This window comes from Gammaproteobacteria bacterium (assembly GCA_016765075.1).
Taxonomy (GTDB): Bacteria; Pseudomonadota; Gammaproteobacteria.
On the sequence record JAESQP010000120.1, the window covers coordinates 1 to 22,498 of the forward strand.

General features: G+C 44.2%; 22 protein-coding genes and 1 pseudogene. 16 read left to right on the plus strand and 7 right to left on the minus strand.

Going from position 1 to position 22,498, the window contains the following annotated elements; translation table 11 throughout:
* Window positions 1–268: 268 nt before the first annotated feature.
* The 4 genes from gyrB to dnaA all read right to left on the minus strand — a co-directional run bounded on the left by gyrB (window position 269) and on the right by dnaA (window position 6,753).
* Complete coding sequence (gene gyrB, locus JKY90_07195; GenBank protein ID MBL4852050.1) at window positions 269–2,707, minus strand: DNA topoisomerase (ATP-hydrolyzing) subunit B; 2,439 nt, start codon at window positions 2,705–2,707, stop codon at window positions 269–271.
* Between the two features lie 75 nt (window positions 2,708–2,782).
* A complete protein-coding gene (gene recF / locus JKY90_07200) occupies window positions 2,783–3,877 on the minus strand; it encodes a DNA replication/repair protein RecF (protein ID MBL4852051.1) in 1,095 nt (364 codons plus the stop codon).
* A gap of 232 nt (window positions 3,878–4,109) precedes the next feature.
* Complete coding sequence (dnaN, locus tag JKY90_07205) at window positions 4,110–5,210, minus strand: DNA polymerase III subunit beta (protein ID MBL4852052.1); 1,101 nt, start codon at window positions 5,208–5,210, stop codon at window positions 4,110–4,112.
* 184 nt (window positions 5,211–5,394) lie between these two features.
* Window positions 5,395–6,753, minus strand: a complete 1,359-nt coding sequence (gene dnaA / locus JKY90_07210) for a chromosomal replication initiator protein DnaA (protein ID MBL4852053.1) — start codon at window positions 6,751–6,753, stop codon at window positions 5,395–5,397.
* A gap of 325 nt (window positions 6,754–7,078) precedes the next feature.
* On the opposite strand from dnaA, the gene rpmH reads away from it, so the two are divergent.
* Genes rpmH through yidC form a run of 4 tightly spaced genes read left to right on the plus strand, consistent with a single transcriptional unit; the run spans window position 7,079 to window position 9,554 of the window.
* Window positions 7,079–7,213, plus strand: a complete 135-nt coding sequence (gene rpmH / locus JKY90_07215; protein ID MBL4852054.1) for a 50S ribosomal protein L34 — start codon at window positions 7,079–7,081, stop codon at window positions 7,211–7,213.
* Between the two features lie 22 nt (window positions 7,214–7,235).
* Window positions 7,236–7,622, plus strand: coding sequence for a ribonuclease P protein component (gene rnpA, locus JKY90_07220; GenBank protein MBL4852055.1), 387 nt, complete (start codon window positions 7,236–7,238; stop codon window positions 7,620–7,622).
* Window positions 7,619–7,870 carry a membrane protein insertion efficiency factor YidD gene (gene yidD, locus JKY90_07225; protein ID MBL4852056.1) on the plus strand — a complete coding sequence of 84 codons (252 nt, stop codon included), beginning with the start codon at window positions 7,619–7,621 and terminating at the stop codon, window positions 7,868–7,870. The genes rnpA and yidD overlap by 4 nt, the downstream gene beginning before the upstream one ends.
* A gap of 7 nt (window positions 7,871–7,877) precedes the next feature.
* Entirely contained in the window at window positions 7,878–9,554 is a 1,677-nt protein-coding gene (gene yidC, locus JKY90_07230) for a membrane protein insertase YidC (GenBank protein MBL4852057.1), read from the plus strand.
* 50 nt (window positions 9,555–9,604) lie between these two features.
* Here the strand turns inward: yidC and JKY90_07235 are convergent.
* Window positions 9,605–10,175 (minus strand): annotated as a pseudogene (locus tag JKY90_07235) (isoprenylcysteine carboxylmethyltransferase family protein).
* 54 nt (window positions 10,176–10,229) lie between these two features.
* On the opposite strand from JKY90_07235, the gene JKY90_07240 reads away from it, so the two are divergent.
* Genes JKY90_07240 through JKY90_07265 form a run of 6 tightly spaced genes read left to right on the plus strand, consistent with a single transcriptional unit; the run spans window position 10,230 to window position 14,936 of the window.
* A complete protein-coding gene (locus tag JKY90_07240; GenBank protein MBL4852058.1) occupies window positions 10,230–10,421 on the plus strand; it encodes a hypothetical protein in 192 nt (63 codons plus the stop codon).
* A gap of 2 nt (window positions 10,422–10,423) precedes the next feature.
* Window positions 10,424–11,377 carry an ABC transporter ATP-binding protein gene (locus tag JKY90_07245; GenBank protein ID MBL4852059.1) on the plus strand — a complete coding sequence of 318 codons (954 nt, stop codon included), beginning with the start codon at window positions 10,424–10,426 and terminating at the stop codon, window positions 11,375–11,377.
* Between the two features lie 2 nt (window positions 11,378–11,379).
* On the plus strand, window positions 11,380–12,558 hold the full coding sequence (locus tag JKY90_07250; protein ID MBL4852060.1) for an ABC transporter permease: 1,179 nt from the start codon (window positions 11,380–11,382) through the stop codon (window positions 12,556–12,558).
* A gap of 49 nt (window positions 12,559–12,607) precedes the next feature.
* Window positions 12,608–12,889, plus strand: coding sequence for an acyl carrier protein (locus JKY90_07255; protein MBL4852061.1), 282 nt, complete (start codon window positions 12,608–12,610; stop codon window positions 12,887–12,889).
* A gap of 12 nt (window positions 12,890–12,901) precedes the next feature.
* Window positions 12,902–14,041: a hypothetical protein gene (locus JKY90_07260; GenBank protein MBL4852062.1), complete on the plus strand. Its 1,140-nt coding sequence runs from the start codon at window positions 12,902–12,904 to the stop codon at window positions 14,039–14,041.
* Window positions 14,034–14,936, plus strand: a complete 903-nt coding sequence (locus tag JKY90_07265) for a hypothetical protein (protein MBL4852063.1) — start codon at window positions 14,034–14,036, stop codon at window positions 14,934–14,936. The genes JKY90_07260 and JKY90_07265 overlap by 8 nt, the downstream gene beginning before the upstream one ends.
* Here JKY90_07265 and JKY90_07270 read toward each other — a convergent pair.
* Window positions 14,922–15,908, minus strand: coding sequence for a BtrH N-terminal domain-containing protein (locus JKY90_07270; GenBank protein ID MBL4852064.1), 987 nt, complete (start codon window positions 15,906–15,908; stop codon window positions 14,922–14,924). The two genes, JKY90_07265 and JKY90_07270, sit on opposite strands and share 15 nt — an antisense overlap.
* Window positions 15,905–16,318, minus strand: coding sequence for a hypothetical protein (locus tag JKY90_07275; protein ID MBL4852065.1), 414 nt, complete (start codon window positions 16,316–16,318; stop codon window positions 15,905–15,907). The genes JKY90_07270 and JKY90_07275 overlap by 4 nt, the downstream gene beginning before the upstream one ends.
* Before the next feature lie 167 nt (window positions 16,319–16,485).
* Here JKY90_07275 and JKY90_07280 point away from each other — a divergent pair, with 167 nt between their 5' ends.
* The 6 genes from JKY90_07280 to JKY90_07305 all read left to right on the plus strand — a co-directional run bounded on the left by JKY90_07280 (window position 16,486) and on the right by JKY90_07305 (window position 22,492).
* Window positions 16,486–17,415, plus strand: coding sequence for a dialkylresorcinol condensing enzyme (locus JKY90_07280; GenBank protein ID MBL4852066.1), 930 nt, complete (start codon window positions 16,486–16,488; stop codon window positions 17,413–17,415).
* Between the two features lie 20 nt (window positions 17,416–17,435).
* Window positions 17,436–18,587: a beta-ketoacyl-ACP synthase III gene (locus JKY90_07285; protein ID MBL4852067.1), complete on the plus strand. Its 1,152-nt coding sequence runs from the start codon at window positions 17,436–17,438 to the stop codon at window positions 18,585–18,587.
* A gap of 109 nt (window positions 18,588–18,696) precedes the next feature.
* Window positions 18,697–20,028: a tRNA uridine-5-carboxymethylaminomethyl(34) synthesis GTPase MnmE gene (mnmE, locus tag JKY90_07290; GenBank protein ID MBL4852068.1), complete on the plus strand. Its 1,332-nt coding sequence runs from the start codon at window positions 18,697–18,699 to the stop codon at window positions 20,026–20,028.
* Between the two features lie 81 nt (window positions 20,029–20,109).
* Complete coding sequence (locus tag JKY90_07295) at window positions 20,110–21,489, plus strand: DUF3179 domain-containing protein (protein MBL4852069.1); 1,380 nt, start codon at window positions 20,110–20,112, stop codon at window positions 21,487–21,489.
* A gap of 106 nt (window positions 21,490–21,595) precedes the next feature.
* Entirely contained in the window at window positions 21,596–21,856 is a 261-nt protein-coding gene (locus JKY90_07300; GenBank protein MBL4852070.1) for a hypothetical protein, read from the plus strand.
* 390 nt (window positions 21,857–22,246) lie between these two features.
* Window positions 22,247–22,492, plus strand: a complete 246-nt coding sequence (locus JKY90_07305) for a hypothetical protein (protein MBL4852071.1) — start codon at window positions 22,247–22,249, stop codon at window positions 22,490–22,492.
* Window positions 22,493–22,498: the final 6 nt, after the last annotated feature.

The window sequence follows — 22,498 nt, forward strand, 5'->3', positions numbered from 1 at the left end:
CACAACTTCGCAAGCTCGTCGCTGGCTACGTAACACTACCTCAATGGCTCTACGGCAACGATAGCTGTTTATTTTCCTCTGCATCACTCGCTAGCGCTCCTAATTACGAAAAAATATACAGCGTTGCCTATCGAGGACTACTCGCCCTCGCTCCGCTCTCCATGGCTCGCAGTGATAGCTTTTCCGTCGGAAAATTTGGCACAAAGAAGAAATACGTTCCTTGTAGATGTAGTGATAAATTACGAAATATCATGAACAAGGTAAAAAACTAAACGTCAAGATTAGACACCGACAAGGCATGTTGTTGAATAAAGTCACGGCGCGGTTCAACCTGATCGCCCATCAATGTCGTAAAGATTTCATCGGCACTAATCGCATCTTCAATACGTACTTGCAGCATACAGCGTGTTTCAAACGACATTGTGGTTTCCCATAACTGTTCCGGGTTCATCTCGCCCAGACCTTTATAACGCTGAATACTAAGACCGCGCTTGGCTTCATTGGTCAGCCAGTCGTAAACTTGTTTAAAACTACTGACTGTCTGTTTACGCTCGCCGCGCTGGACATAGGCACCCTCACCCAATAAACCGTCAAGACGTTGGCCCAAATCGCTGAGCGTACGGTATTCGCCACTGTGGAAAAACTCGCTGGGCAAAATAATGCTGCGGGTAACGCTGTGGGTGGTGATATCCACTAGGATATGCCAGGCGTCGCCACTTTCGCTATGTGAGATTTCAAGTTGAAAAGCCTTATTACCATCGGCATTCAAGCGCGCCGTCAGATCATTCAACCACGGCGCAAGCAACGCAGGGTCGTTTAACTGCGCATCACTGATTAAAGGCATATAAATAATCTGTTCCAGCAAACGGCTGTCGTAACGCCGGGAAAATTTCTCTATGATGGCCTGCGCTGCAACATAGCGAATCGCCATCTCTTCTAATGCCTCACTACTAATCGCCGGAGCAGCAGCATTAACAAATAGTTTAGCACCATCAAAAGCGATATAAATCAATCGCTTACTAAGTTCTGCGTCATCTTTAACGTAGGTTTCCTGCTTGCCTTTTTTAAGTTTGTACAACGGCGGCTGGGCAATATACAAATAGCCACGCTCGATAAGTTCAGGCATTTGGCGATAAAAGAAGGTCAGCAACAGGGTGCGAATATGTGAGCCATCGACATCGGCATCGGTCATGATAATGATGCGGTGATAACGAATTTTATCGGGGTCGTAGTCCTCGCGACCGATACCGCAACCTAGTGCGGTAATCAAGGTACGAATTTCCTCAGACGATAACATCTTGTCAAAACGGGCTTTTTCAACGTTAAGAATTTTACCTTTGAGTGGCAAAATCGCCTGGTTCTTACGATCACGACCCTGCTTGGCGGAACCGCCGGCGGAATCACCCTCAACAATGTAAAGCTCTGATAAAGCGGGATCTTTTTCCTGACAGTCAGCCAATTTACCGGGCAAACCTGCAACATCGAGCACGCCTTTGCGGCGCGTCATCTCACGCGCCTTGCGTGCCGCCTCGCGCGCGCGCGCAGCATCAACAATTTTTCTCGTAATTGCCCTGGCTTCTGTTGGCATCTCAAGCAACATATCATGTAAGCCACTACCCACTACCGACTCAACAATGCCCTTTACTTCAGAAGAAACCAATTTATCTTTAGTTTGCGATGAAAACTTAGGGTCGGGCACTTTGACAGATAGCACAGCGGTTAAGCCTTCGCGCGCGTCATCACCTGAGGTATTGACCTTTTCTTTCCTAGCGATACCTTCTTTTTCAATGTACTGATTTAAAGTGCGTGTCAACGCACCACGAAAACCAGCCAGATGGGTACCACCATCACGTTGAGGAATGTTATTGGTAAAACAAAAGATGTTCTCTTGATACGAGTCATTCCACTGCATGGCCACTTCTACTGTCGTACCGTCTTTCTCAACATTGAAGTAAAACACCTGCTTGTGTAACGGGGTCTTTTTGCTGTTCAGATGCTCAACAAAGGCGCGAATTCCGCCTTCAAATTTGAAGATATCATGCTTTTCACTGCGCTGATCACTGAGGTCAATAGTAACGCCAGGATTTAAAAAAGACAGTTCTCTCAAGCGCTTAGCGAGGATTTCATAGTGAAAAACGGTATCTGAAAAGATCTCCGTGCTGGGTTTAAAGTGAATTTCTGTCCCTGTGCTATCAGTATCGCCGACCACCTTGAGCCCGGCCACCGGATCACCGAGACGATATTCCTGTGTGTGGGTTTTACCGTCACGATGGACAGTCAGTTGCAGTTTCTCAGACAGGGCATTGACCACAGAGACGCCGACACCATGCAGCCCACCCGAGACCTTGTAGGAATCATCATCGAACTTACCGCCAGCATGCAGCACGGTCATAATCACTTCTGCGGCAGAACGACCCTCTTCTTCATGAAGATCAACCGGGATACCGCGACCATTATCGGAGACAGAAATCGAGTTATCGGTATGAATCACTACACTAACAGTGTCACAGTGACCCGCCATAGCCTCGTCAATAGAGTTATCGACAACCTCGAAAACCATATGATGCAGACCGGAACCATCATCCGTGTCGCCAATATACATACCAGGGCGCTTACGCACCGCATCAAGCCCCTTTAGAACCTTGATTTTACTGGAGTCGTAATTGCTAGAAGAGCCGTTTTGCTTCTTTTCGTCGTCGTTGCTCATTGTGCCTGAGCACCCCTAATGGAAGTCGAACCAATCGCGCAATTTTACCACGTAAACAAGGGTTTAGCGATTATTTTAAGTACGATCAAAGACGCTGAAAACACCGTGTTTCACGTGAAACACGGTGTGCTGAGAAAACATACTGAGATCAAGGTCTTGTTTATCAATTGCAGTAATAAAAACCTGTGCGTTCAAGCTATTCAATAAATTCAGCAAATAACGTCGACGATCAGCGTCCAACTCAGCCGGCAAATCATCGACCAGCACCATGCATGGTTTATCAAGCTGTTCGGCAAACAATGCCGCTTGCGCCAGATACAGCGCAGAAATAATAAGCTTTTGTTGGCCACGCGATGCGTATTCTTGCACTGGCATACTGTTTATCTTAACCACCAAATCCGCAGTATGCGGACCATCTCGCGTATAACCTAAACGCAAATCACGCTCTTGCTTGCACGCCAAATGTACTGCAAGAGGAGTGCCCGCAGGCCATCCACGCTGATATTCTATTGATAGGTCAGGTAGATCAGCTAGAGATGCTAGCATAGGTAAAAAATGACTTCGTAGCTGTGTAATATAGTCTGCTCGCCAGGTATCGATTTCTATTGCTATTCTTTCAAGCTCGCTATTCCAGCTTGCCAGTGTATTTGCCAGTGTATTGCCGTCACCACCGTGCCGCACTAGGGCATTGCGCTGGCCAAGCGCACGACAATATGCTCGCCAAGCATCGAGAAAGGCTGGTTTCACGTGAAACACACCCCAATCAATAAACTTACGGCGCTGTTTTGGTCCGCCAGTTAACAACTTATGGCTGTCCGTGCTGACTAGGGTGAGTGGTAATAATGTGGCAAGATCAGAGGAGCGTTTTATGGCTTCCTCACCATGTGTTAGCTTTAGTTCGCGTTGTTTATAGCGTGCTTTGAGTGACTGCACACCACGATCATGCTCGATCTCAGCAGTCACAGCGAAAGCATTCTCGCTAAAATGTGCTAAACGCGATAGACGGTTGGTACGAAACGATTTTGCCCGTGCCAACAAATAAATAGCTTCGAGCAAGCTGGTTTTACCACTGCCATTCTGCCCGTAGATAAGATTACATTTCGGGTTTAGCTTAAGATCAACATCGATCAAGTTTCTAAACTGTACTGCTCTTAGTCTACGTAAATGCATAAATTAATAAGCCGTGGAAAAACCGCAGTCAAAACAGCCGGCGGGGTCTCTAGGAGGCTGTCGAACCTAAGTGATTGTGGTGAGAAAAAACCATTTAGAGCCTCTTATTTTGATCGGTTGGGGTACACCCCAAGGGGGCTCCATTAAGTAGATATTGAGTATATTTACCAACAGTTGGCGCTCTTAGGCAACACTTTTCTGCAATAGATTCATCCTAAGCCCAACAAGCATCCTAGATACGCATTGGCATCACAACATAACGTGACGATTCATTGGCAACCCCATGTAATAAGCAACTACTACCAGGGTCAGTAAAAACCATCTGTACCTGCTGCTCATTCATTGCACCCAGGGCGTCTTGAACATAGGCGGCATTAAAACCGATCTCAAATTCATCACCCGAGTAGTCTACCTCAACCTCTTCTTCGGCATGCTCTTGCTCGGGGTTGCGCGCACGTATAACAATGCTACCGGATTTAACTTGTACCGAAATACTGCGGAATTTTTCATTGGTTAAAATTGATGCCCGTACCAGTGCCTGCTTTAAAGCATCACGATCAACGATGACAATCTTGTCACCACCTTTAGGTACGACATGTTCATAATCAGGAAAACGGCCATCGACTAATTTAGAGGTAAAACTCAACCCCTCTGTGCTAAACCGTATGTGATTAATACCTAACTCTATATTGACATCCTTATCCAAGTCATCCAGTAAACGCTGTAGTTCATTAATACCTTTACGCGGCACAATAACCTGTGTTTTCTCGTTCCAGCCAATATTCACCGCAGCTTCTGCCATGGCCAGGCGGTGACCGTCTGTTGCAACAGTACGCAGTTGGTCACTGCCCATTTCAAATAACATACCGTTGAGATAATAACGCACATCTTGCTGTGCCATAGCAAATGATGTTTGATCTATTAGGCGCTTTAGTTCGCCTTGTTTCAAGGTAAAGCTGCGCGCATCTTCCATCACGCCAATATCGGGGAAGTCATCAGCTGGCAGAGTAGTTAGAACAAAACGGCTACGACCTGAACGTATTGTCGCCTTGTCTTCCGCTACTTTTATTGTGATATCGGCACTATCACCAAGACTACGGCAAATATCAAATAATTTACGGGCAGGCAGTGTTATTCGCCCCGATACCTTGCTATCAACCTCAAGCTGGATAATTATTTCAACTTCAAGATCGGTGGCAGTTAAAGATAGCACGCCTTGGTTTGCTTCAATTAAAACGTTGGCTAATATTGGCAAAGTTTGACGCCGCTCAACAACCCCATTGATAAGTTGTAACGGCTTAAGAAATACGTCTTTATTTAAATTTATATTCATATAAACAACCTATTATAACCGCTGTGTGTAACCCAAAAAACTGATCTAAAAAACATTTTTTATTGTTTATTTTCAATAGTTTATTATTTTTTAAACTAAAAATAATCTGTTGATTAATTGTGGATAACTTGGTTGTAAGTCGTTCTTTTTGAGCAAAACTCAATTTAATCACAACTTATCCACATTATGTTTGTAGGGTTCTCAACAGGTTTAAATAGTCCTCGTTAATAACGTCGCCTTCAGTTCGTAATGTTGCAATTTTACGACAGGCATGTAACACGGTCGTATGGTCGCGGCCACCAAAGGCGTCACCAATTTCTGGCAGGCTATGATTCGTTAAGTCCTTGGCTAGCGCCATGGCCAATTGTCGTGGCCGTGCGACAGAGCGTGAGCGCCGCTTGGATAATAAGTCTGCTACGCGAATTTTATAATACTCTGCTACGGTTTTTTGGATACTATCAATGGTCACTAAACGGTCTTGCAGTGCGAGTAAATCGCGCAAGGCTTCTTTGGCAAACTCTAGCGTAATAGCATGCCCGGTAAAGCGTGAGTTAGCGACGACACGTCGTAGCGCACCTTCCATTTCGCGAACATTAGATTGAAAGCGATTAGCGATCAAAAAAGCTACATCGCTGGGGATATCAAGATCAATTTGCGCGGCCTTACTCATTAAAATGGCGACACGTGTTTCCAGCTCGGGTGGCTCGATAGCCACTGTTAGCCCCCAACCGAAGCGCGATTTAAGGCGCTCTTCTAGACCGTCAACCTTTTTTGGGTAACGATCGCAGGTCATAATAACTTGCTGATGACCTTCGATGAGCGAATTGAAGGTGTGAAAGAGCTCTTCTTGTGAGCGTTCTTTCTTGGCGAAAAATTGAATGTCATCGATAAGTAGAACATCGACACTGCGGTAATAGCGTTTAAATTCGTTAATCGTATTGTGCTGTAGCGCTTTCACCATATCGGCAACAAAGCGCTCGGAATGCAAGTAGACAATCTTGGCATTGTCGATGCGCTCAAACATCATATTGCCAACGGCATGCATGAGATGTGTTTTACCAAGGCCTACGCCGCCGTATAAAAACAAGGGGTTATAGGCAGTGCCGGGATTTTCAGCGACCTGTATTGAGGCTGCGCGCGCCAATTGGTTCGATGTACCTTCAACGAAATTATCGAAGGTAAAACTGCTTTGCAGACCACTACGAAAGCCCTTACTGCTTTTATTGTTTTCACGAGAAAAGTGCGCATTACTTGGGTGGGGCGCGCTGTGACGGCTCGGCACAGGGTCTAGAGCGGGACTAGGGCGAGAGCAGCCAACTTCAACGCTAACGCTAGTATTGCTATCGAGTTGCTTAATCAGGATGGAAATACGTGAGATAAACAGCTCGTTGATTTTGTCGAGGACAAAGTGATTAGGCGCTAATAAACGCAGCAAATTGCCGTCTTCAACAGGTTGTAGCGGCCGTATCCAGGTGTTGAGGTCTTGCACACTCAACTCGCTTTCGAGATGATGCAGACAGCGCTGCCAAAGCGAATCGTCCAAAGCTGGAAGACCTCCTAATTTACCTATTGTTGATTTAGGTGTTATTAACAAGCGCCTGGAACAGGCAGCGTGAACCAATCAGTTTAACCTCCTCGGCTTGGCTGCGCTAGCATTTTACTTGGGCAAGAAGGAGTATTCGTTTCTCATTGCTATGTTCGGGCATGGTAAGGCCTGAGGTGCTTGCCTCCGGCAGGTAGGCGTTTCCTGTAATAAGAACAAATTAGCTTGCTTTGACTTCTTGCTTGACACGGGGAGGGCGTTTCAGTATTGTCATGCGCTTTTCGACGTGCCTTCTGGGTACACGGCCTGATTTAGGAAAGCCGCAATGAAGCAAACATTTCAACCAAGCAATCTTAAGCGCAAGCGCACCCATGGGTTCCGTTCCCGTATGAGTACTGCCGCTGGCCGTATGGTGATTAAACGCCGTCGCGCCAAAGGCCGTGTCAAACTCAGCGCCTAATTCGGCGCCTCCTGGCGCGGTCTTGAATCGAGCCTCTTTTCAGTTTCGTCGCTGCTACAGGCTCGTCCACCAAAGCGATTTTCAACGCGTATTTGATCAGCCTGTTCGGGCGGGTAGTCGATATTTAACGATGTTGGCTCGGCCTAATGAGCTGGGTTATGCGCGTATGGGTGTGATTATAGGCAAGCGTTCAGCTAAACTTGCCGTACAACGCAATGCTTTTAAACGCACGGTTCGAGACGCATTTCGTTTGCGCCGAGAGTCATTAGCCCATTGGGATTATTTGATCATCGCCAAGCCAAGTATTGCCAAACAAAGTCGTGACCAAGTAAGACAATGGCTTGATCAAGGCTGGCAAAAACTACAACGGCGCGCGCCCCAGGGCGTAACTGGGGTACAAAACCCATGAAAACATGCTTATTGTTTTTAGTGCGTACTTACCGCTATTTAATTAGCCCCCTGCTGCCTGCAAGCTGCCGTTTTTATCCAAGTTGTTCTTGTTATTGTGAAACAGCCGTGCGTGAGCATGGTGCACTACGCGGTGGCTGGCTCAGTCTATGTCGACTCAGTCGTTGTCACCCCTGGAATGAAGGCGGTGTTGATTTAGTGCCACCGCAAAAAAGAGTCGTTTGCAACCACCACCATAAATCTTTATAAGGCTGTCATGGAAACTCGTCGTATATTACTATTTTTTGCGCTCGCTGCGGTTGTTGTGCTTTTATATGAGGCATGGCAAACGGATTATGGTCCGCAGCCTGTAGCGCCCAGCTCTCCTTCAGCGCAAATCACCGATGGTCAATTGTTAGCCCCCTTGCCACGTACTGATGTGCCCGATAGCCCAAGAAACTACGTGGAACCTATTGGTGAAACCGCAATTTCGGGCGGAACAGAGAATAAAGCCCCAGTTCAAGCCCTGGTTGATGCAGGGAATATTCGCGTCCTCACTGATAAGTTTGATATCGACATTGCCTTAGCCGGCGGTGATATTCGCCGTGCTGACCTGCGTGCTTATCCAGTGAGTATCGTCGAGCTAGACGTCCCCTTCAAGCTGATGTCAACCGACCCAAGCAATCTCTTTGTCGCGCAAAGTGGTTTATTGTCAAAGTCACAAGCCCCCGATCACCACGCAATTTATACCGCCGATGCGAGCGAATTTACCCTAGCTGATGGTCAAGACACACTCGAGGTCGTTTTATATTGGCAAAGCGATGACGGCGTGGAAATCGACAAAGTGTTTACCTTTACTCGCGGCAGTCATCTGATTGATGTTGAACACCGTATTAGCAATAACAGTGGTGCTGAGTGGGCGGGCCGCGTCTACCGCCAGTTCCAGCGTACTGAACCTGACGACTCCGGTGGATTTAGGCTGATCTATACCTATACCGGTGGTGTGCTGTCAAACGAAGAAGAAAAATACGAAAAAATTGATTTTGGCGACATGCGCAGCAAAGATGTCAAAATCGATAGCACTAACGGCTGGGCGGCTATGATCCAACATTATTTCCTCGCCGCCTGGGTGCCTGATGCAGAGCAGAGCAATCATTACTTTAGTAAAGCGCTGGATGATGGGCGCTATACCTTAGGTTTAATTGCGCCGAGTGTTAGTGTTGCTGCGGGCGCACAAGGCAGCATGGCCGACCGGCTTTATATTGGCCCCAAAGAACAACACGTGCTCGAAGCCATCGCGCCCGGCCTGGAGCTCACTGTTGACTACGGCATCTTCGCTATTTTCTCACAACCACTATTTTGGTTGCTGGAAAAAATCCACAACGTCGTTGGCAACTGGGGTTGGACCATCATCATTATCACCATGATTATAAAACTGGTGTTCTTCCCCTTGTCTGCGGCCAGCTACCGTTCCATGGCCAATATGCGCAAGCTACAACCACGCATAGAAAAAATTCGCGAGCGAGCAGGTAATGATAAGCAAAAAATGAGTAAGGACATGATGGCGCTTTATAAAACCGAGAAGATTAACCCGCTCGGTGGTTGCTTGCCCATGCTGATACAGATACCTATCTTCATCGCGCTTTACTGGGTGCTGATCGAAAGTGTCGAATTACGCCAGGCACCGTTTATTTTTTGGATCAAAGACCTGGCAATTAAAGACCCTTACTACGTTCTGCCGCTACTCATGGGTATTACCATGTGGTTTCAACAACGGCTTAACCCGAAACCGCCCGACCCCATGCAGGCCAAAATTCTCGGCGCGCTACCGTATGTGTTTACTCTGTTTTTTGCCTTCTTCCCATCAGGCTTAGTGCTTTACTGGGTATCAAACAGCATCTTGTCTATTGCTCAGCAGTGGCATATCACACGCAAGATTGATAAAGCGGGCTAGGTGGCTGGCCGGACTGAGATTTTTTGTGATTATCTCTTGCACGTTTTGTTTTAATACAGGTAGGGAATAAACATTTTTGTCTTTTTTATATGTGGTATAGCGGGCACCAAAAAACTGAATATTTTCACGTTCCTCTGTCTTTGCCGTCAACAATAAAAAGAACGTTGCACAAATAACCGCTGCTGTTGAAAATAGTGAAAAATGTTTGAAATAGGCGCCCCATGCCAGTAATAAAAGGGCGCTATACATTGGGTGCCGAATATATTTGTAAATGCCATCGGTCACTAAAAGCGTGGTGTTTTCAAAGGTGAAGTTTTCGATACAGTCCGCTCTTGGTTTGAGTAATCCCCCCAGTTTCCGCAACAAACCAAACCCCTGAATGGCAAACAAAATAGAAAAAAACAGCAAGCACCAGGAGAGTAACTGTTGTATTGAAAAGGGGTCTTTTACCCAATAAGTGAGATTTAACAATACCAGTATCAGGATGGACTCAAAGGCAAAAAAACGGTAGAAGCCATGGCTGCGTGTGTTCAATAAGGCTCGCCTGGATACGATAATAAAAAAAATAGAGCCGACAATAAAAATTATTATCTGATTTAAGGCAGAAAGCTCTATATCCATTATTATTTCCCCGTGCCTTTCGTATACCAACAATCGTCAGAGAAAGGTTTGCCTATGTTTAAGTCTTTCTATGTTGCAAGTAACGATATAAAAAAACAAGCACGATGTATAATTACGTTGATGGATGATCAACGCAAAAGAAAAAAAGAGTATCAACTAGCTCAGGCAATGCCTTTATCGGCTATGCTTGTTGTTGATTTTTCGAATGGCACACAGTTGAATACGATTTTGGTGGGTATTTTTTGATTATGCCAAAATTATCTCAGTCGGCGCCTGCTATTATTATAGATAATTTATCTTACCACTACCCACAATTTTCCAGCCAAAATATACTAAAAAATATTCAGCTGACAATAAAAAAAGGCTCTTTGTTCGGTTTGATCGGCCCCAATGGCGCGGGCAAAACCACGTTAATTTCATTATTAACGGGCATTCTTGAACCTGTTTGCGGAAGCATTGCTGTTGGTGGTTATAGCTTGCCACAAGCCACAAAGCAAGCCAAACAATTAATTGGCTACATACCACAGGATTACGCGTTTTACCCAAATTTAACCGCATTTGAAAATTTACAATTTTTTGCTGGCATGCAGGGTCTTTTATCAAGCTATAAGCAGGCTCGCATTGAATATTGCATTGAATTTTGTCAATTACAAAAAGTATCTCAGCAAAAGGCGGCCGAATTTTCTGGCGGATTAAAGCGGCGTTTAAATATCGCTATCGGGTTGCTCGCTGATCCTGAAATTTTATTTTTTGATGAGCCAACTGTTAGCATTGACCCTCAAAGCCGCGCTTTTATTTTACGGCAAATCAAAGCACTACACAGGCAAGGAAAAACTATTGTTTACACCTCGCACTATATGGAAGAAGTTGAGCAGTTATGTGACTATCTGGCCATCATTGATCATGGCCAGATATTAAAACAAGGCACATTGTGCAGTCTGCAACAGGAACAGCAACAACACTTAATCATTGATTGTGAGCATGTGGTTGACGGTGACAACCTGAAGCAATTAAAAGCCTGTTTCGAGCTTTCTATTAACCGCAGTCAATTGGTATTTCATAACGTTGCTGATATGGCGACCTGTAATAAAATAACCAGCCAAGTGCTAAATATGAATATTCCTGTCACCAGAATTTTCTATGGAAAAAATAATCTAGAGAAATTTTTTCTTGATTTAACCAGTAAAAAATTAAGAGATTAAGCATGTTTTTCGCCGCGCTAATTAAAGAGTTTAAGCTGGTATTTAGAGACCTGCACTCGGTATTGATTCTTTTTGCCATGCCATCGGTATTTATAATTATCATGTCTTTGGCTCTACAAGAGCAATATGGCGTAGATAAAAAAATGTCTTTCACCGTTTATTATTCTAATGCTGAAAAAGGCGAACATTCGGATAAGTTTCTATCATTATTAGCGACACATGATTTTTTTAGTTTTAAAAAGATACAAACTGCTAATAATACGGCCGAGATTATGGCGGTTTTAGATAATCAGGGGGACGCTTTTTTGAGTGTCCCGACAAGCTTGGTTGATCATTTTCAAGCCGACCTGGAAGATGTACAACCCATTAGAGTATGGCTTGCTCCAAATGTGGATACACGAACACGTTTGTTACTTGACTCAGCTATCCGCGAGGCTCTGGCAACAACTAAATTGCACTTTATATTTGCTCGGCAAATATCTGCTGCGGAGCAGGCCAAAGACTTTATTGCCGCAGAATCAATTCAAACGGCATACCTTCACAGTCGACAAAAGCCTGGCATAAAACCGACAGCAGTACAGCAAAATGTTCCTGCCTGGCTGATTTTTTCAATGTTTTTTGTTGTTATTCCAATAGCCACCACGTTAATTACCGAGAAACAACAGGGCACCTTAACGCGACTGCGCACAATGAATACATCAATGAGTTTATTTTTTATAGCGAAAACATTGCCTTATCTGGCAATTAACCAAGTACAGCTTATTACCATGTTGTTGCTTGGCGCCTATGTTGTGCCTTTATTAGGAGGCGATAGTTTGGTTATACCCCATAATTATTTTGCTTTGGCGTTAATGTCATTGGCTGTTGGAATCTCCGCCATTGGCTACGCGCTGCTTGTCGCCGTGATCGCAAAAACAATGGAGCAGGCAACATCTATAGGTGGCGTAGGAAACATTTTGTTGGCTGCTATCGGCGGTATTATGGTGCCAAAATTTATTATGCCTGAGTACCTTCAAAAATTTACCGTTGTAAGCCCTATGTCATGGGGGCTGGATGGGTTTCTGGATATTTTTTTGTATGGTAACGGTATTGTAGAAATTATACCTGAGGTCATAATGTTGCTAGCCTTTGGCGGAGTGATGTTGGCTCTGGCGCTGAGTATTTTTCACAAACAATGGTAATACAGCGTGTTGTATTCTAATCACCAAATAAGAAATTGATAACATGCCTATTGCTACTATTCCTGATAGAGAAACATTAAAGCATGATCTCAAACAAATGATCATTATCGAATGCGACAAAGAAGATGAATTGACGGTTAGCGATATTACTGATGATGAAATTCTAATCGGTAGTGAGACGAAGCTGGGGTTGGACTCGCTCGATAGTCTGCAACTGTCCTTGGCGATCAAAAAAACCTACGCCGCGCGTATTGATGGTGCTAAAGACGGCCGGTTAGCGTTTGCATCAATCAATGCCCTGGCGGATTACATCATAAAAGCCCAAGCCTAAAGAAAAAACAAGATGTCACGTAAAATATATTTCAAAGGTGCGGGCCTTGTTACGGCGGCAGGCAGCGACGTAGAAAAAATATTATCTTCTATACAACAGGAAAACTATCAACCCTCGACAATAAAGATTAAACAATCTATAGGCTCGGTTACTCTGCCCTATTTTATCATTAACTCACCTGGTCTTTGCGCTGGTGTTGATCGGTTATACCAAATCATTGACCACGTTATTCAACAAGCTAGAGAGGAGGCGAGGCTAACACCAGAACAATGGCAACGAATTGGTTTATTCGTCGGTTCCACGTCTTTTGATATGTTTAAATGTGAGATAGGTTTAAAGCAATCTTCTTGTACGAATAAAGATATTGCTATTCATACACCACCATTCAATCGCTTAACGCATTATATTCAAAATAAATACTCGATCAATGGGCCTGTTTATACATTTAATACGGCCTGCACAGCCAGCGCCAATGCGTTAATGTATGCCTCGGAGTTTATTCGGCGAGGAGATATTAGCCATGCCTTGGTGCTTGGGCTTGAGTTTTATAACGAAGTCACAGCGCTGGGTTTTTCTGGCCTTGCTTTAATCAGTGCTAATGGTATGCGACCCTTTGATAAAAACCGAGATGGTTTATATTTGGGTGAAGGTTGTGGTGCATTAATTATTTCAGCCGAGCCCGAAGATAACGGATTTGCTTATGTTGCTGGCGCCAACCTGGGTGATAACCACAGTATTACTGCCAGCAACCCTGAGGGGGGCATGATAAAAACCGTTATTGAACGTGCCTTAGCGCAAGCCAACATTGAAAAAAGCGATATATCGGTTATCAAAACCCACGGCACAGCAAGCCTGTCAAACGATGAAGCTGAGGCTGCCGGTTTATATAAAGTATTTGGTGGCGCCACCCCTCCCATTGTCGCGTTAAAACCTTTGATTGGACATACACTGGGCGCTTGCGGTATTAACGAATTAATTTTATTTTATAGTGCTTTGCGTAAAAAATCTCTGATCACAGCCCCCTGTAACATAGCCGATAAGTTTTCTTTGCGCCTGGCAAATACGGCGGATATCCCCGACAAGGGCCACTACCTTTTAAACTACTTTGGTTTTGGCGGCAATAGCACCGTTTTGGTCATTAGCAATGTTTAAACCCCTTTATATCTATAGTTCGAGTAATTTTCATCATAAGGTTGAGCGCGAGCTGCCCGCACTCAAATCTGTTTTACTGGAGGCCAGTGGCAAGAAAATACGCCGCATTGATCGTCTAACACAGCTCGCTTTGATTGGCAGCTTTCAATGTAAACCAAGTGATGGGTTTGCAAAAAATACGGGGCTGTATATGTCCTCTATTTACGGTTCGCTAAATAACACAGCGAAGGTGTTGGCTGAAATATACCAAGCTGGCCAGCTACCAGGGCCTTCCATTTTCATTAACACTGTCAGCAATGCCGCATGTTTTTATTTAGCACAACAGTTTGGACTATTGGCCAACAATCAGTTTGTAACACGCGATCATTTCACTTTGGAGGCCGCACTTAAGCTGGCAAGCCTTGATCTTGAAATAGGCAATGTGACAACAGCATTGGTCGGCGTGGTGTGTGAAGTGGGTGAAGATTTAGACGTTCATCGGCAACGCTTTCAAATAAATGAAAAATATTGCCTGGCAGAAGGTAGTCACTGGTTATATTTGGCACATCGGCGGGACGGCACCCAGGCCATTGCTGAAATCACTCATATTGCCGAGCCGCTAAGTGAACAAGAGCGCGATGCTTATTTTTTGTCAAAGATGGGTGAAAATCACCCGTCAACAAAAATAGGCTTTGGTAATGCTGTGACGACGACGCAGCAAGAAAAAATATTACAATCACTGGCTGCACAAAAGGCAAGTTATGCACCGCATCATTTACGCCATGAGTTTACCACTGCGTTACACATCTGCGGTTTTCTCGAGAGCTGTAAAACACAAACAGCGCCAAAGCGTTTTATTTATCTGGATACAGATGGGCAGCAACGGTGGAGCATTATCGTACTAGATCGTCTTTAATAACTTCCATACTTTTGCTTCCTCAACTGCGCAAGCATGTAGCAGCTCTGATAACTTTTGCATATTAAATTTGCTACGATTTTTACACATTTTAACCGTATGCAGCGCAAAATTTCTCCACTGGTCTCCCACATCCGTCATCATTTCTGATGCTTCTGTTAATAAATTATTATTGGTGATTGCCGCCGCCTCCTGGAGAAATGAGGCATAAATATAACGAAAGCCGGCGCCGCCCGTACCAATCTCTTCTTGCATACGAACGATATGACCTAAAAAAAGCCGCTGCTGTTTATTTTCAGGCATGGCCTTGTGTAATCGCGCTAATTTATTGGCCAAAAAATGTATCCCTTTGATGCCTATAATTGGCACCGGTAGTGTTAAGGCGCGCACGTTCTTTTTAATGGCGAGAGGTATGGCCTTTGTATAATTAATGCTGCCAGGTTTTTCATTGAGGTAATACATTGCCCCTTTAGGTGCGAACGCACCCTTGGCAAAACGGGATTTTTGTAAATCTTTAACGGAACAAACAACCGGCTCTTCAAAAACAGGATCACTGATCAAATAGTTATTCCCTTCTTTACCGTAAACAATCAAGTTATGTGCATTAAAGTGAAAACGCATATCATCAGGAAAATAAGGCAACCAAAACACCGACGTTTGCAAACCCACAATATTACCGACGCTTAGCTGTTTATCCAACGCCTCCATACCCTGTTGTGGACTGGAAAATTTCTCAAAACTGACATTCAACCCCAACCGTTTTTGTAGCCTTTTAATAATAGACCCGGGAGGCATACGATAAGAAACTAAAGGCAAACCATTTAATTTAATAAATGGTAAGTAGGCAAAGGCGATACTTGAAGACAAACCCAATACCATGGCCTCAGACACATCACAGCCATAATGTTTTAACATCGTTGACATAACGCCAGTTTCACAATGAGCAGCATGTTGATGTTTAAAATTATTCATAGTATAGATGCATACTCGGGTATTGATTTAAATTCAGCGTCTGTCAGACCCAACACGTCAAGATAACGTACAACCGTTTTGTTAGAAAGGCGAGAAAATATCACCGGTCTGATATGTCGTCTAATTTGCCACTGAAAAAAACTGCTCGCTTGAGCCAGACCCAGCACATCCAGCCGTTTGTCATACATATGGTACTCCAGTGGCGAGCTTAGCCCCTGCTGGACACGTTGATGCGCAGCCAAAGCCTGTTCTTTCAACTCATTCACTGCCATTAAAGTAACAAACTCTTCCGTTTCCCATCCCGTGGAGTCGATCTTCTCGTATTTTCCTGATCGATTGGTTGCGTAAATCACTTTTTTATGACCACCATAGGTACGGTTATTATCTTGAGGAACATCGTCTTTTTTCATTGTTGAATGGACTTAGAGTTACAGAAAAGGTAAATTTTAACCTGTATCACCCTCCATTGGGGAACCGGTTTCTGCGGTTGACTGGGCTCATTTATGCTATAATTTTCTCGGTAAAAAAACCTAAAAGGCACATTCATCACATCACCTCTGGATCAATAAAAGTGACTCTGCCCGTTAAAAAACGCGTGCTAGTTGTACACTATTCGCAAAGTGGGCAGCTTAGTACCATCGCACATCATTTTGCGCAACCTCTGCTTGACCATCCAGATATCGATGTTACATTTGAACAGATAAAACCCGTTGAAAATTTCCCATTTCCTTGGCCCATTTTACAATTTTTCGACACATTTCCTGAGGCCGTTTATCTTAACCCACCAGCCATTCAAGCATCTACACTAACTGGCGAAGAAGACTTTGATTTAATCATCTTAGCCTATCAGGTCTGGTTTTTGTCACCCTCTTTGCCCACCACTGCATTTTTACAAAGCCCTGTGGCCACGAAATTACTTCAGGACAAGCCCGTAGTCACATTGATAGCCTGTCGAAATATGTGGCTAATGGCTCAAGAGTCGGTTAAAAGCATGTTAAACGAGATGGGGGCTAAACTGATAGGCAATGTCGCTTTGGTTGATGCAGCAGGAAGTGTAGGCAGCTTTTTAGCCACACCTGTTTGGGTGCTAAGCGGTAACAAAGGCCCCCATCTAGGTGGATTAATTCCCAAGGCTGGTGTGGCGCCAGAAGCGATTACGGCCTGCAACCGTTTCGGCCATCGTATTGTTGAAAAAATATTATTAGCCGCGAAATTAGATGAAACCCTACTACAAGGCCTTGGCGCTGTTGAGGTGAATGAGAAACTGATCGCCAGTGAAAAAACAGCTAAACGCGGCTTTCGTATTTGGGGGAAATTATTGAGAAGCCTGGGGCCTCCAGGAAGCTTATTACGCAAACCAGTAATATTGATCTATATCGTTTTTCTTATCAGTTTTATAATTTTATTTATCCCATTAAGTGTGCTCATTAAAAGCTTGTTGTCACCATTAACACGTCGTCGCACAGCGCAGCAAAAAAAATATTTTAGTAGCCCTTCCGGTTCATAAAGGAATTAATTTTAATCACTATGTCAGCTGTTTACATTAATGCAATATCTGTTTATTTGCCAAATGCACCAATAGATAACGATAATATGGAAGCCGTTTTAGGGCAGGTTGGAAACAAACCATCACGTGCGCGCCGCACCATCTTACGCAGCAATGGTATTAAAACGCGCTACTATGCGGTGAACCCCGAAACGGGAAAAGCTACGCATACTAATGCCCAACTTACCGCAGAGGCGGTTAGAATGTTGGTCGCCAGAAATTTTTCTATTAATGATATCGACTGTCTGTCTTGTGGCACTACATTACCAGATCAACTTATGCCTAATCATGCTGTTATGACGCATGGCGAGCTAGGCAATACACCTTGTGAAGTTGTCGCCACTGCTGGCGTGTGTCTTGCTGGCATAAGCGCCATGAAATATGCTTATCTGGGTGTTGCTGCAGGCGAATTCAGCAACGCTGTTGCTACCGGGTCTGAAACCATGTCGGCTGTAATGCGTAGCGAAAATTTTGAGCCGGAATTATCTGGCCACGTTGATACCCTGAAGGCACAACCACAAATTGCTTTTGAAAAAGATTTTTTACGGTGGATGCTGTCAGATGGTGCCGGTGCAATGTTACTTCAGCCAAAACCTAATATTGATAAGTTATCATTGCAAATCAATTGGATATTTGAACGCTCCTATGCCAATGAAATGGCCACGTGTATGTACAGTGGCGCAGCTAAAAACGACGATGGTTCGATAAAAAGCTGGAAAGAATTTGAACCTGTTGAATGGCTTGCAGATTCTATTTTTTCTATAAAACAGGATGTCAAATTGCTCAATGAGTTTATTATTTCTTATACGGTTGAGAAAATTCTCACAGAAATTATACAAAAAAAAGGCTTAACAGCTAAAGAGATTGATTATTTTGTGCCCCACTACTCATCCGATTTTTTCCGTGAAAAAGTAGCTAATGGCTTAAAAAAAATAGGTTTTGAAATTCCATATGAACGCTGGTTCACCAATTTAAGTTCAAAAGGTAATACCGGGTCAGCTGCCATCTACATCCTGCTTGAAGAACTCTTTAACTCAGGAAACCTGAAAGCGGGTCAAAAAATACTCTGTTACGTACCAGAAAGTGGGCGTTTTAGCAGTGCCTTCATGTTATTAACTGTTTGCAAAAAATAGCGACCTCGTACCATTGCCTGTATTTATCTGAGCCAAGGCGGCGCGTACTGTAAACATATCTCTTGTTTACCTTTTCTGCGTTCAATTAATCGTTATCTGAGTGATCGTCATGCCGAAAATCACCGACACCATTGCCGCCATTGCCACCCCGCCTGGTCATGGTGGTATCGGCATTATCCGGCTTTCTGGCCCCAGGGCGGCAGTGATTGCCAAACCTATTATTGGAATATTGCCAAAACCGCGTTATGCCACGCTGGTAGATTTTAAGTCAGCCAAAGGCCAGGCCATCGACCATGGCCTTATCTTGTATTTCCCGGCGCCTCACTCTTTTACCGGTGAGGATGTTATCGAGTTGCAAGCCCATGGTGGCCCAGTGGTACTCGATTTAATTATGCAGGCAGTACTTGATTTAGGCGCACGTATGGCGCGCCCCGGCGAGTTTTCTGAACGTGCGTTTCTCAATGATAAATTTGACTTGGCGCAAGCAGAAGCTATCGCGGATTTAATCGATAGCACGTCAGAGACAGCGGCGCGTGCCGCGATGCGTTCTTTAGATGGTGAGTTTTCTAACACCATTAATCAGTTGTTAGAGAAAATTATTCGACTACGTATGTATGTCGAGAGCGCTATAGACTTTCCTGAAGAAGAAATTGATTTTCTCTCCGACGGTAAAATTGAGCAACAGCTCAATACGATTTATGATGCTGTTCGCAGCGTATTTAATTCTGCCAGACAAGGTAGTATTTTACGCGAGGGAATAACTCTAGTTATTGCTGGCAAGCCCAATGCAGGAAAATCAAGTGTAATGAATCGTCTGGCACAACGTGAGGCAGCCATTGTGACGAATATCCCTGGCACAACACGCGATGTTTTGCGCGAAGCAATTAGTATTGACGGTATTCCTTTGCATTTAATCGATACGGCGGGCTTACGAGACAGTAATGACCCCATCGAAAAACAAGGCATTGACCGAGCGTATAACGAAATTAAACGTGCCGATATTATTTTACATATCATCGATTGCACTGCAATGGACAAAGAGGATGATTCACTGATTGCGTTACCCGAAATAATACCTCGTATTAATGTTTACAATAAAATTGATATTGCACCCTCCGTCCAAGCAAACCAAGACAATGCGGTATTTATCTCAGCAAAAACCGGCCAGGGTTTCGATCAACTCAATAATGCAATAAAACAAATGATTGGTTTTGATGAAAACAACGAAGGCGTATTCAGTGCTCGTCGTCGCCACCTTGATGCACTGCAACGAACCTTGTCCCATATAAAAAACAGCCAAGTTCATTTAAACCACCAGGCAGGCGAGCTGGTCGCAGAAGAACTTAAAATTGCGCAAGCGTGCTTAGGCGAAATTACCGGTGCATTCAGTAGCGACGATTTACTGGGTGAAATTTTCTCTAGTTTTTGTGTTGGCAAATAGCGATAGTTTTGTTAACAGATCGCAGGGCGATGTGATTCACCTGTGATGATTGGCTAAACATACCTTATTAGAATAGACGCTATGAAACGCATAGCCCCTATCACTGCCGCCTCAATTTTTGCCATACTTATTGGTGTTCTATTGATTGCCACGGCACAGAGCAAAAACAAGCCGCCTAACATAATAGTTGCGGATGAATTTATTTCACTCTTAAGTAGCAATGGTAGGCAAACCGATAAGGCGCTAGATCGCATTGAAGCCGAGTGGCAGCCGGGCTTTGCCATTATGGCGGTTGAAATAATGACGCTGCTGCGTGACAGAGAAGGGGTTGCGCGTTTGGTTGGCTTGCTAGAGGAAAACACCAATCAGAAATTTGGTTTTGATATACAGGGCTGGCGTCAGTGGTTATGGAATCAACCGGAAAATAAATATCGCCACTACGCGCAGTTTAAATCAGAGCTATACCGTTTAATCGACCCGCTCTTTGCGGGTTACTTTAATGATGAACGTGATACTACTATTCGTCTTGACGAAGTGGTGTGGGGCGGTGTTCGGCAAGATGGTATTCCACCGTTACGTAATCCAAAAATGATTCATGCTGATGACGCCGATTATCTCGACGATGGCGATGTTGTGTTTGCCATCGAAGTCAATGGCGATGCTCGTGCCTATCCCAAACGTATTATGGCTTGGCATGAGATGTTTGTTGATGAGGTTGGTGGTACGCCAGTTGCGGGAGTTTATTGCACCCTTTGCGGTAGCATGATTTTGTATAACACCGAGATTGAGGGTAAAAACTATGAGATTGGCACTAGCGGCTTTCTCTATCGCTCCAACAAACTCATGTACGACAAAAAGACGCAGTCGTTATGGAATACCTTATGGGGCACACCAGTCATTGGCCCGCTAGTGGGCAAAGATATTGCGCTTGAGCGTCTAAGTATTGTTACAACGACATGGAAAGAATGGCAACGTCGTCACCCGCAAACCAAAGTGCTATCGCTTGATACAGGGCATCAACGTGACTATGGCGAAGGCGTTGCCTACCGTGAATATTTTGCCACAGATAATTTGATGTTTGGTGTACCGACCGTTGATGGTCGTTTAAAAAATAAGAGCGAAGTGTTGGGGTTATTGTTTGCAGAGAGTCCCGATAAACCCTTAGCCATATCAGCAGACTATTTAGCCAAGCACTCTGTTTATCAGAGCAGTGTAGAAGGTACCGACTTCGTTGTGTTTACTGATGTCAGTGGCGCTAATCGCGTCTACGATGCGCAAGGTGTGCGCTTTGAATCCTGGGATCAAAATAATACGGTCATGGATGAAAGCGGCCAAAAATGGCACTTGAGTGAAAGCCGCTTAGAGACCACCGATGGCAAAAAACTGTTCCGTTTGCCTGCACATCGCGCTTTTTGGTTTGGTTGGTTTTCAGCTTATTCGCACACACAATTGGTTCATTAAAAAAAGCTAACGACCACATCAGTTAATACAATTTCAGTAATTGAGTGTTTTCTCCGATACTGGGTTCAACTTAATTTCAAACACTTTAAATTACTGGAGAAACATTATGAAAAATATCTCAATGGCAATTGTTGGTTTAGGTTTATTGGCTGCTGGTTCTGCACATGCTGATGGCAACCTAGGTAACTTTGGTCCTTACGTAGGCGTAAATAGTAACGAAGTGGGTTCTCATGGCGTACAAGTTGAAGTGCCAGCAGAAGGTCGTTTAAACGCTTATGCTCCGTCTACCGAAGTAATAGTAATCGAAGGCGACCATGTACAAATTGCAGTAAGCAGTGAAGGTCGTTTAAACGCCTACGGTTCTTAATATTGTCTTAGGTTTTATAAAAGTCCGCAGTATCTAGCCCCCTATTTGGGGGCTTTTTTATGCGAGTAGCAATATAATTCGAGTGTCTTAAACCTCAGGAAGCTCTGAATAAGTTGTGGAACACGACCTTGGTGACTAAAACTGTTCAGCTCTTCGTTGCCAATCTTGCTAATAGCTCCACTATTGGTTGCGATTTGCGCCTCGATTTGAAAAATTTTAGTTACCAATTTCGTTGTCCCAGATGTATTCAGAGCTTTCCTAAATAAATAGAGTGATTAAGAAAAGCTAATGATTAGATAAATTTATATGATTTCACAAATCGATAGATTTTATAGATACTAAACCTGACTCAATTATTAACCCTTTTATTTTCACTTTTGGAGAAATAGTATGAAAAACATCTCAATGGCAATCGTCGGTTTAGGTCTTTTGGTCGCAGGTTCAGCACAAGCGGCAAACCTTGGTAACTTTGGTCCTTATGCGGGCGTTAACAGCAACCAAGCAGCTTCTAAAGGTACTCAAGTCGCAGTATCTTCAGAAGGCCGAATGAGTGGATATGCCCCGGTTGAAATTGTTACAGGCAATACCCAAATTGCGATAAGCAGCGAAGGTCGCCTGAACGGTTACCGTTCTTAATACCCC

Bases quoted from the DNA above. Each gene is read 5' to 3' on its own strand.
- JKY90_07245 (MBL4852059.1), top strand. From the start codon at position 10,424: ATGCCAAAATTATCTCAGTCGGCGCCTGCTATTATTATAGATAATTTA.
- yidD (MBL4852056.1), top strand. From the start codon at position 7,619: ATGAAAACATGCTTATTGTTTTTAGTGCGTACTTACCGCTATTTAATT.
- dnaN (MBL4852052.1), bottom strand. From the start codon at position 5,210: ATGAATATAAATTTAAATAAAGACGTATTTCTTAAGCCGTTACAACTT.
- JKY90_07240 (MBL4852058.1), top strand. From the start codon at position 10,230: ATGTTTAAGTCTTTCTATGTTGCAAGTAACGATATAAAAAAACAAGCA.
- JKY90_07270 (MBL4852064.1), bottom strand. From the start codon at position 15,908: ATGAATAATTTTAAACATCAACATGCTGCTCATTGTGAAACTGGCGTT.
- JKY90_07295 (MBL4852069.1), top strand. From the start codon at position 20,110: ATGAAACGCATAGCCCCTATCACTGCCGCCTCAATTTTTGCCATACTT.
- JKY90_07300 (MBL4852070.1), top strand. From the start codon at position 21,596: ATGAAAAATATCTCAATGGCAATTGTTGGTTTAGGTTTATTGGCTGCT.
- JKY90_07305 (MBL4852071.1), top strand. From the start codon at position 22,247: ATGAAAAACATCTCAATGGCAATCGTCGGTTTAGGTCTTTTGGTCGCA.
- JKY90_07275 (MBL4852065.1), bottom strand. From the start codon at position 16,318: ATGAAAAAAGACGATGTTCCTCAAGATAATAACCGTACCTATGGTGGT.
- yidC (MBL4852057.1), top strand. From the start codon at position 7,878: ATGGAAACTCGTCGTATATTACTATTTTTTGCGCTCGCTGCGGTTGTT.
- JKY90_07260 (MBL4852062.1), top strand. From the start codon at position 12,902: ATGTCACGTAAAATATATTTCAAAGGTGCGGGCCTTGTTACGGCGGCA.
- gyrB (MBL4852050.1), bottom strand. From the start codon at position 2,707: ATGAGCAACGACGACGAAAAGAAGCAAAACGGCTCTTCTAGCAATTAC.
- recF (MBL4852051.1), bottom strand. From the start codon at position 3,877: ATGCATTTACGTAGACTAAGAGCAGTACAGTTTAGAAACTTGATCGAT.
- JKY90_07285 (MBL4852067.1), top strand. From the start codon at position 17,436: ATGTCAGCTGTTTACATTAATGCAATATCTGTTTATTTGCCAAATGCA.
- rpmH (MBL4852054.1), top strand. From the start codon at position 7,079: ATGAAGCAAACATTTCAACCAAGCAATCTTAAGCGCAAGCGCACCCAT.
- JKY90_07250 (MBL4852060.1), top strand. From the start codon at position 11,380: ATGTTTTTCGCCGCGCTAATTAAAGAGTTTAAGCTGGTATTTAGAGAC.
- JKY90_07265 (MBL4852063.1), top strand. From the start codon at position 14,034: ATGTTTAAACCCCTTTATATCTATAGTTCGAGTAATTTTCATCATAAG.
- mnmE (MBL4852068.1), top strand. From the start codon at position 18,697: ATGCCGAAAATCACCGACACCATTGCCGCCATTGCCACCCCGCCTGGT.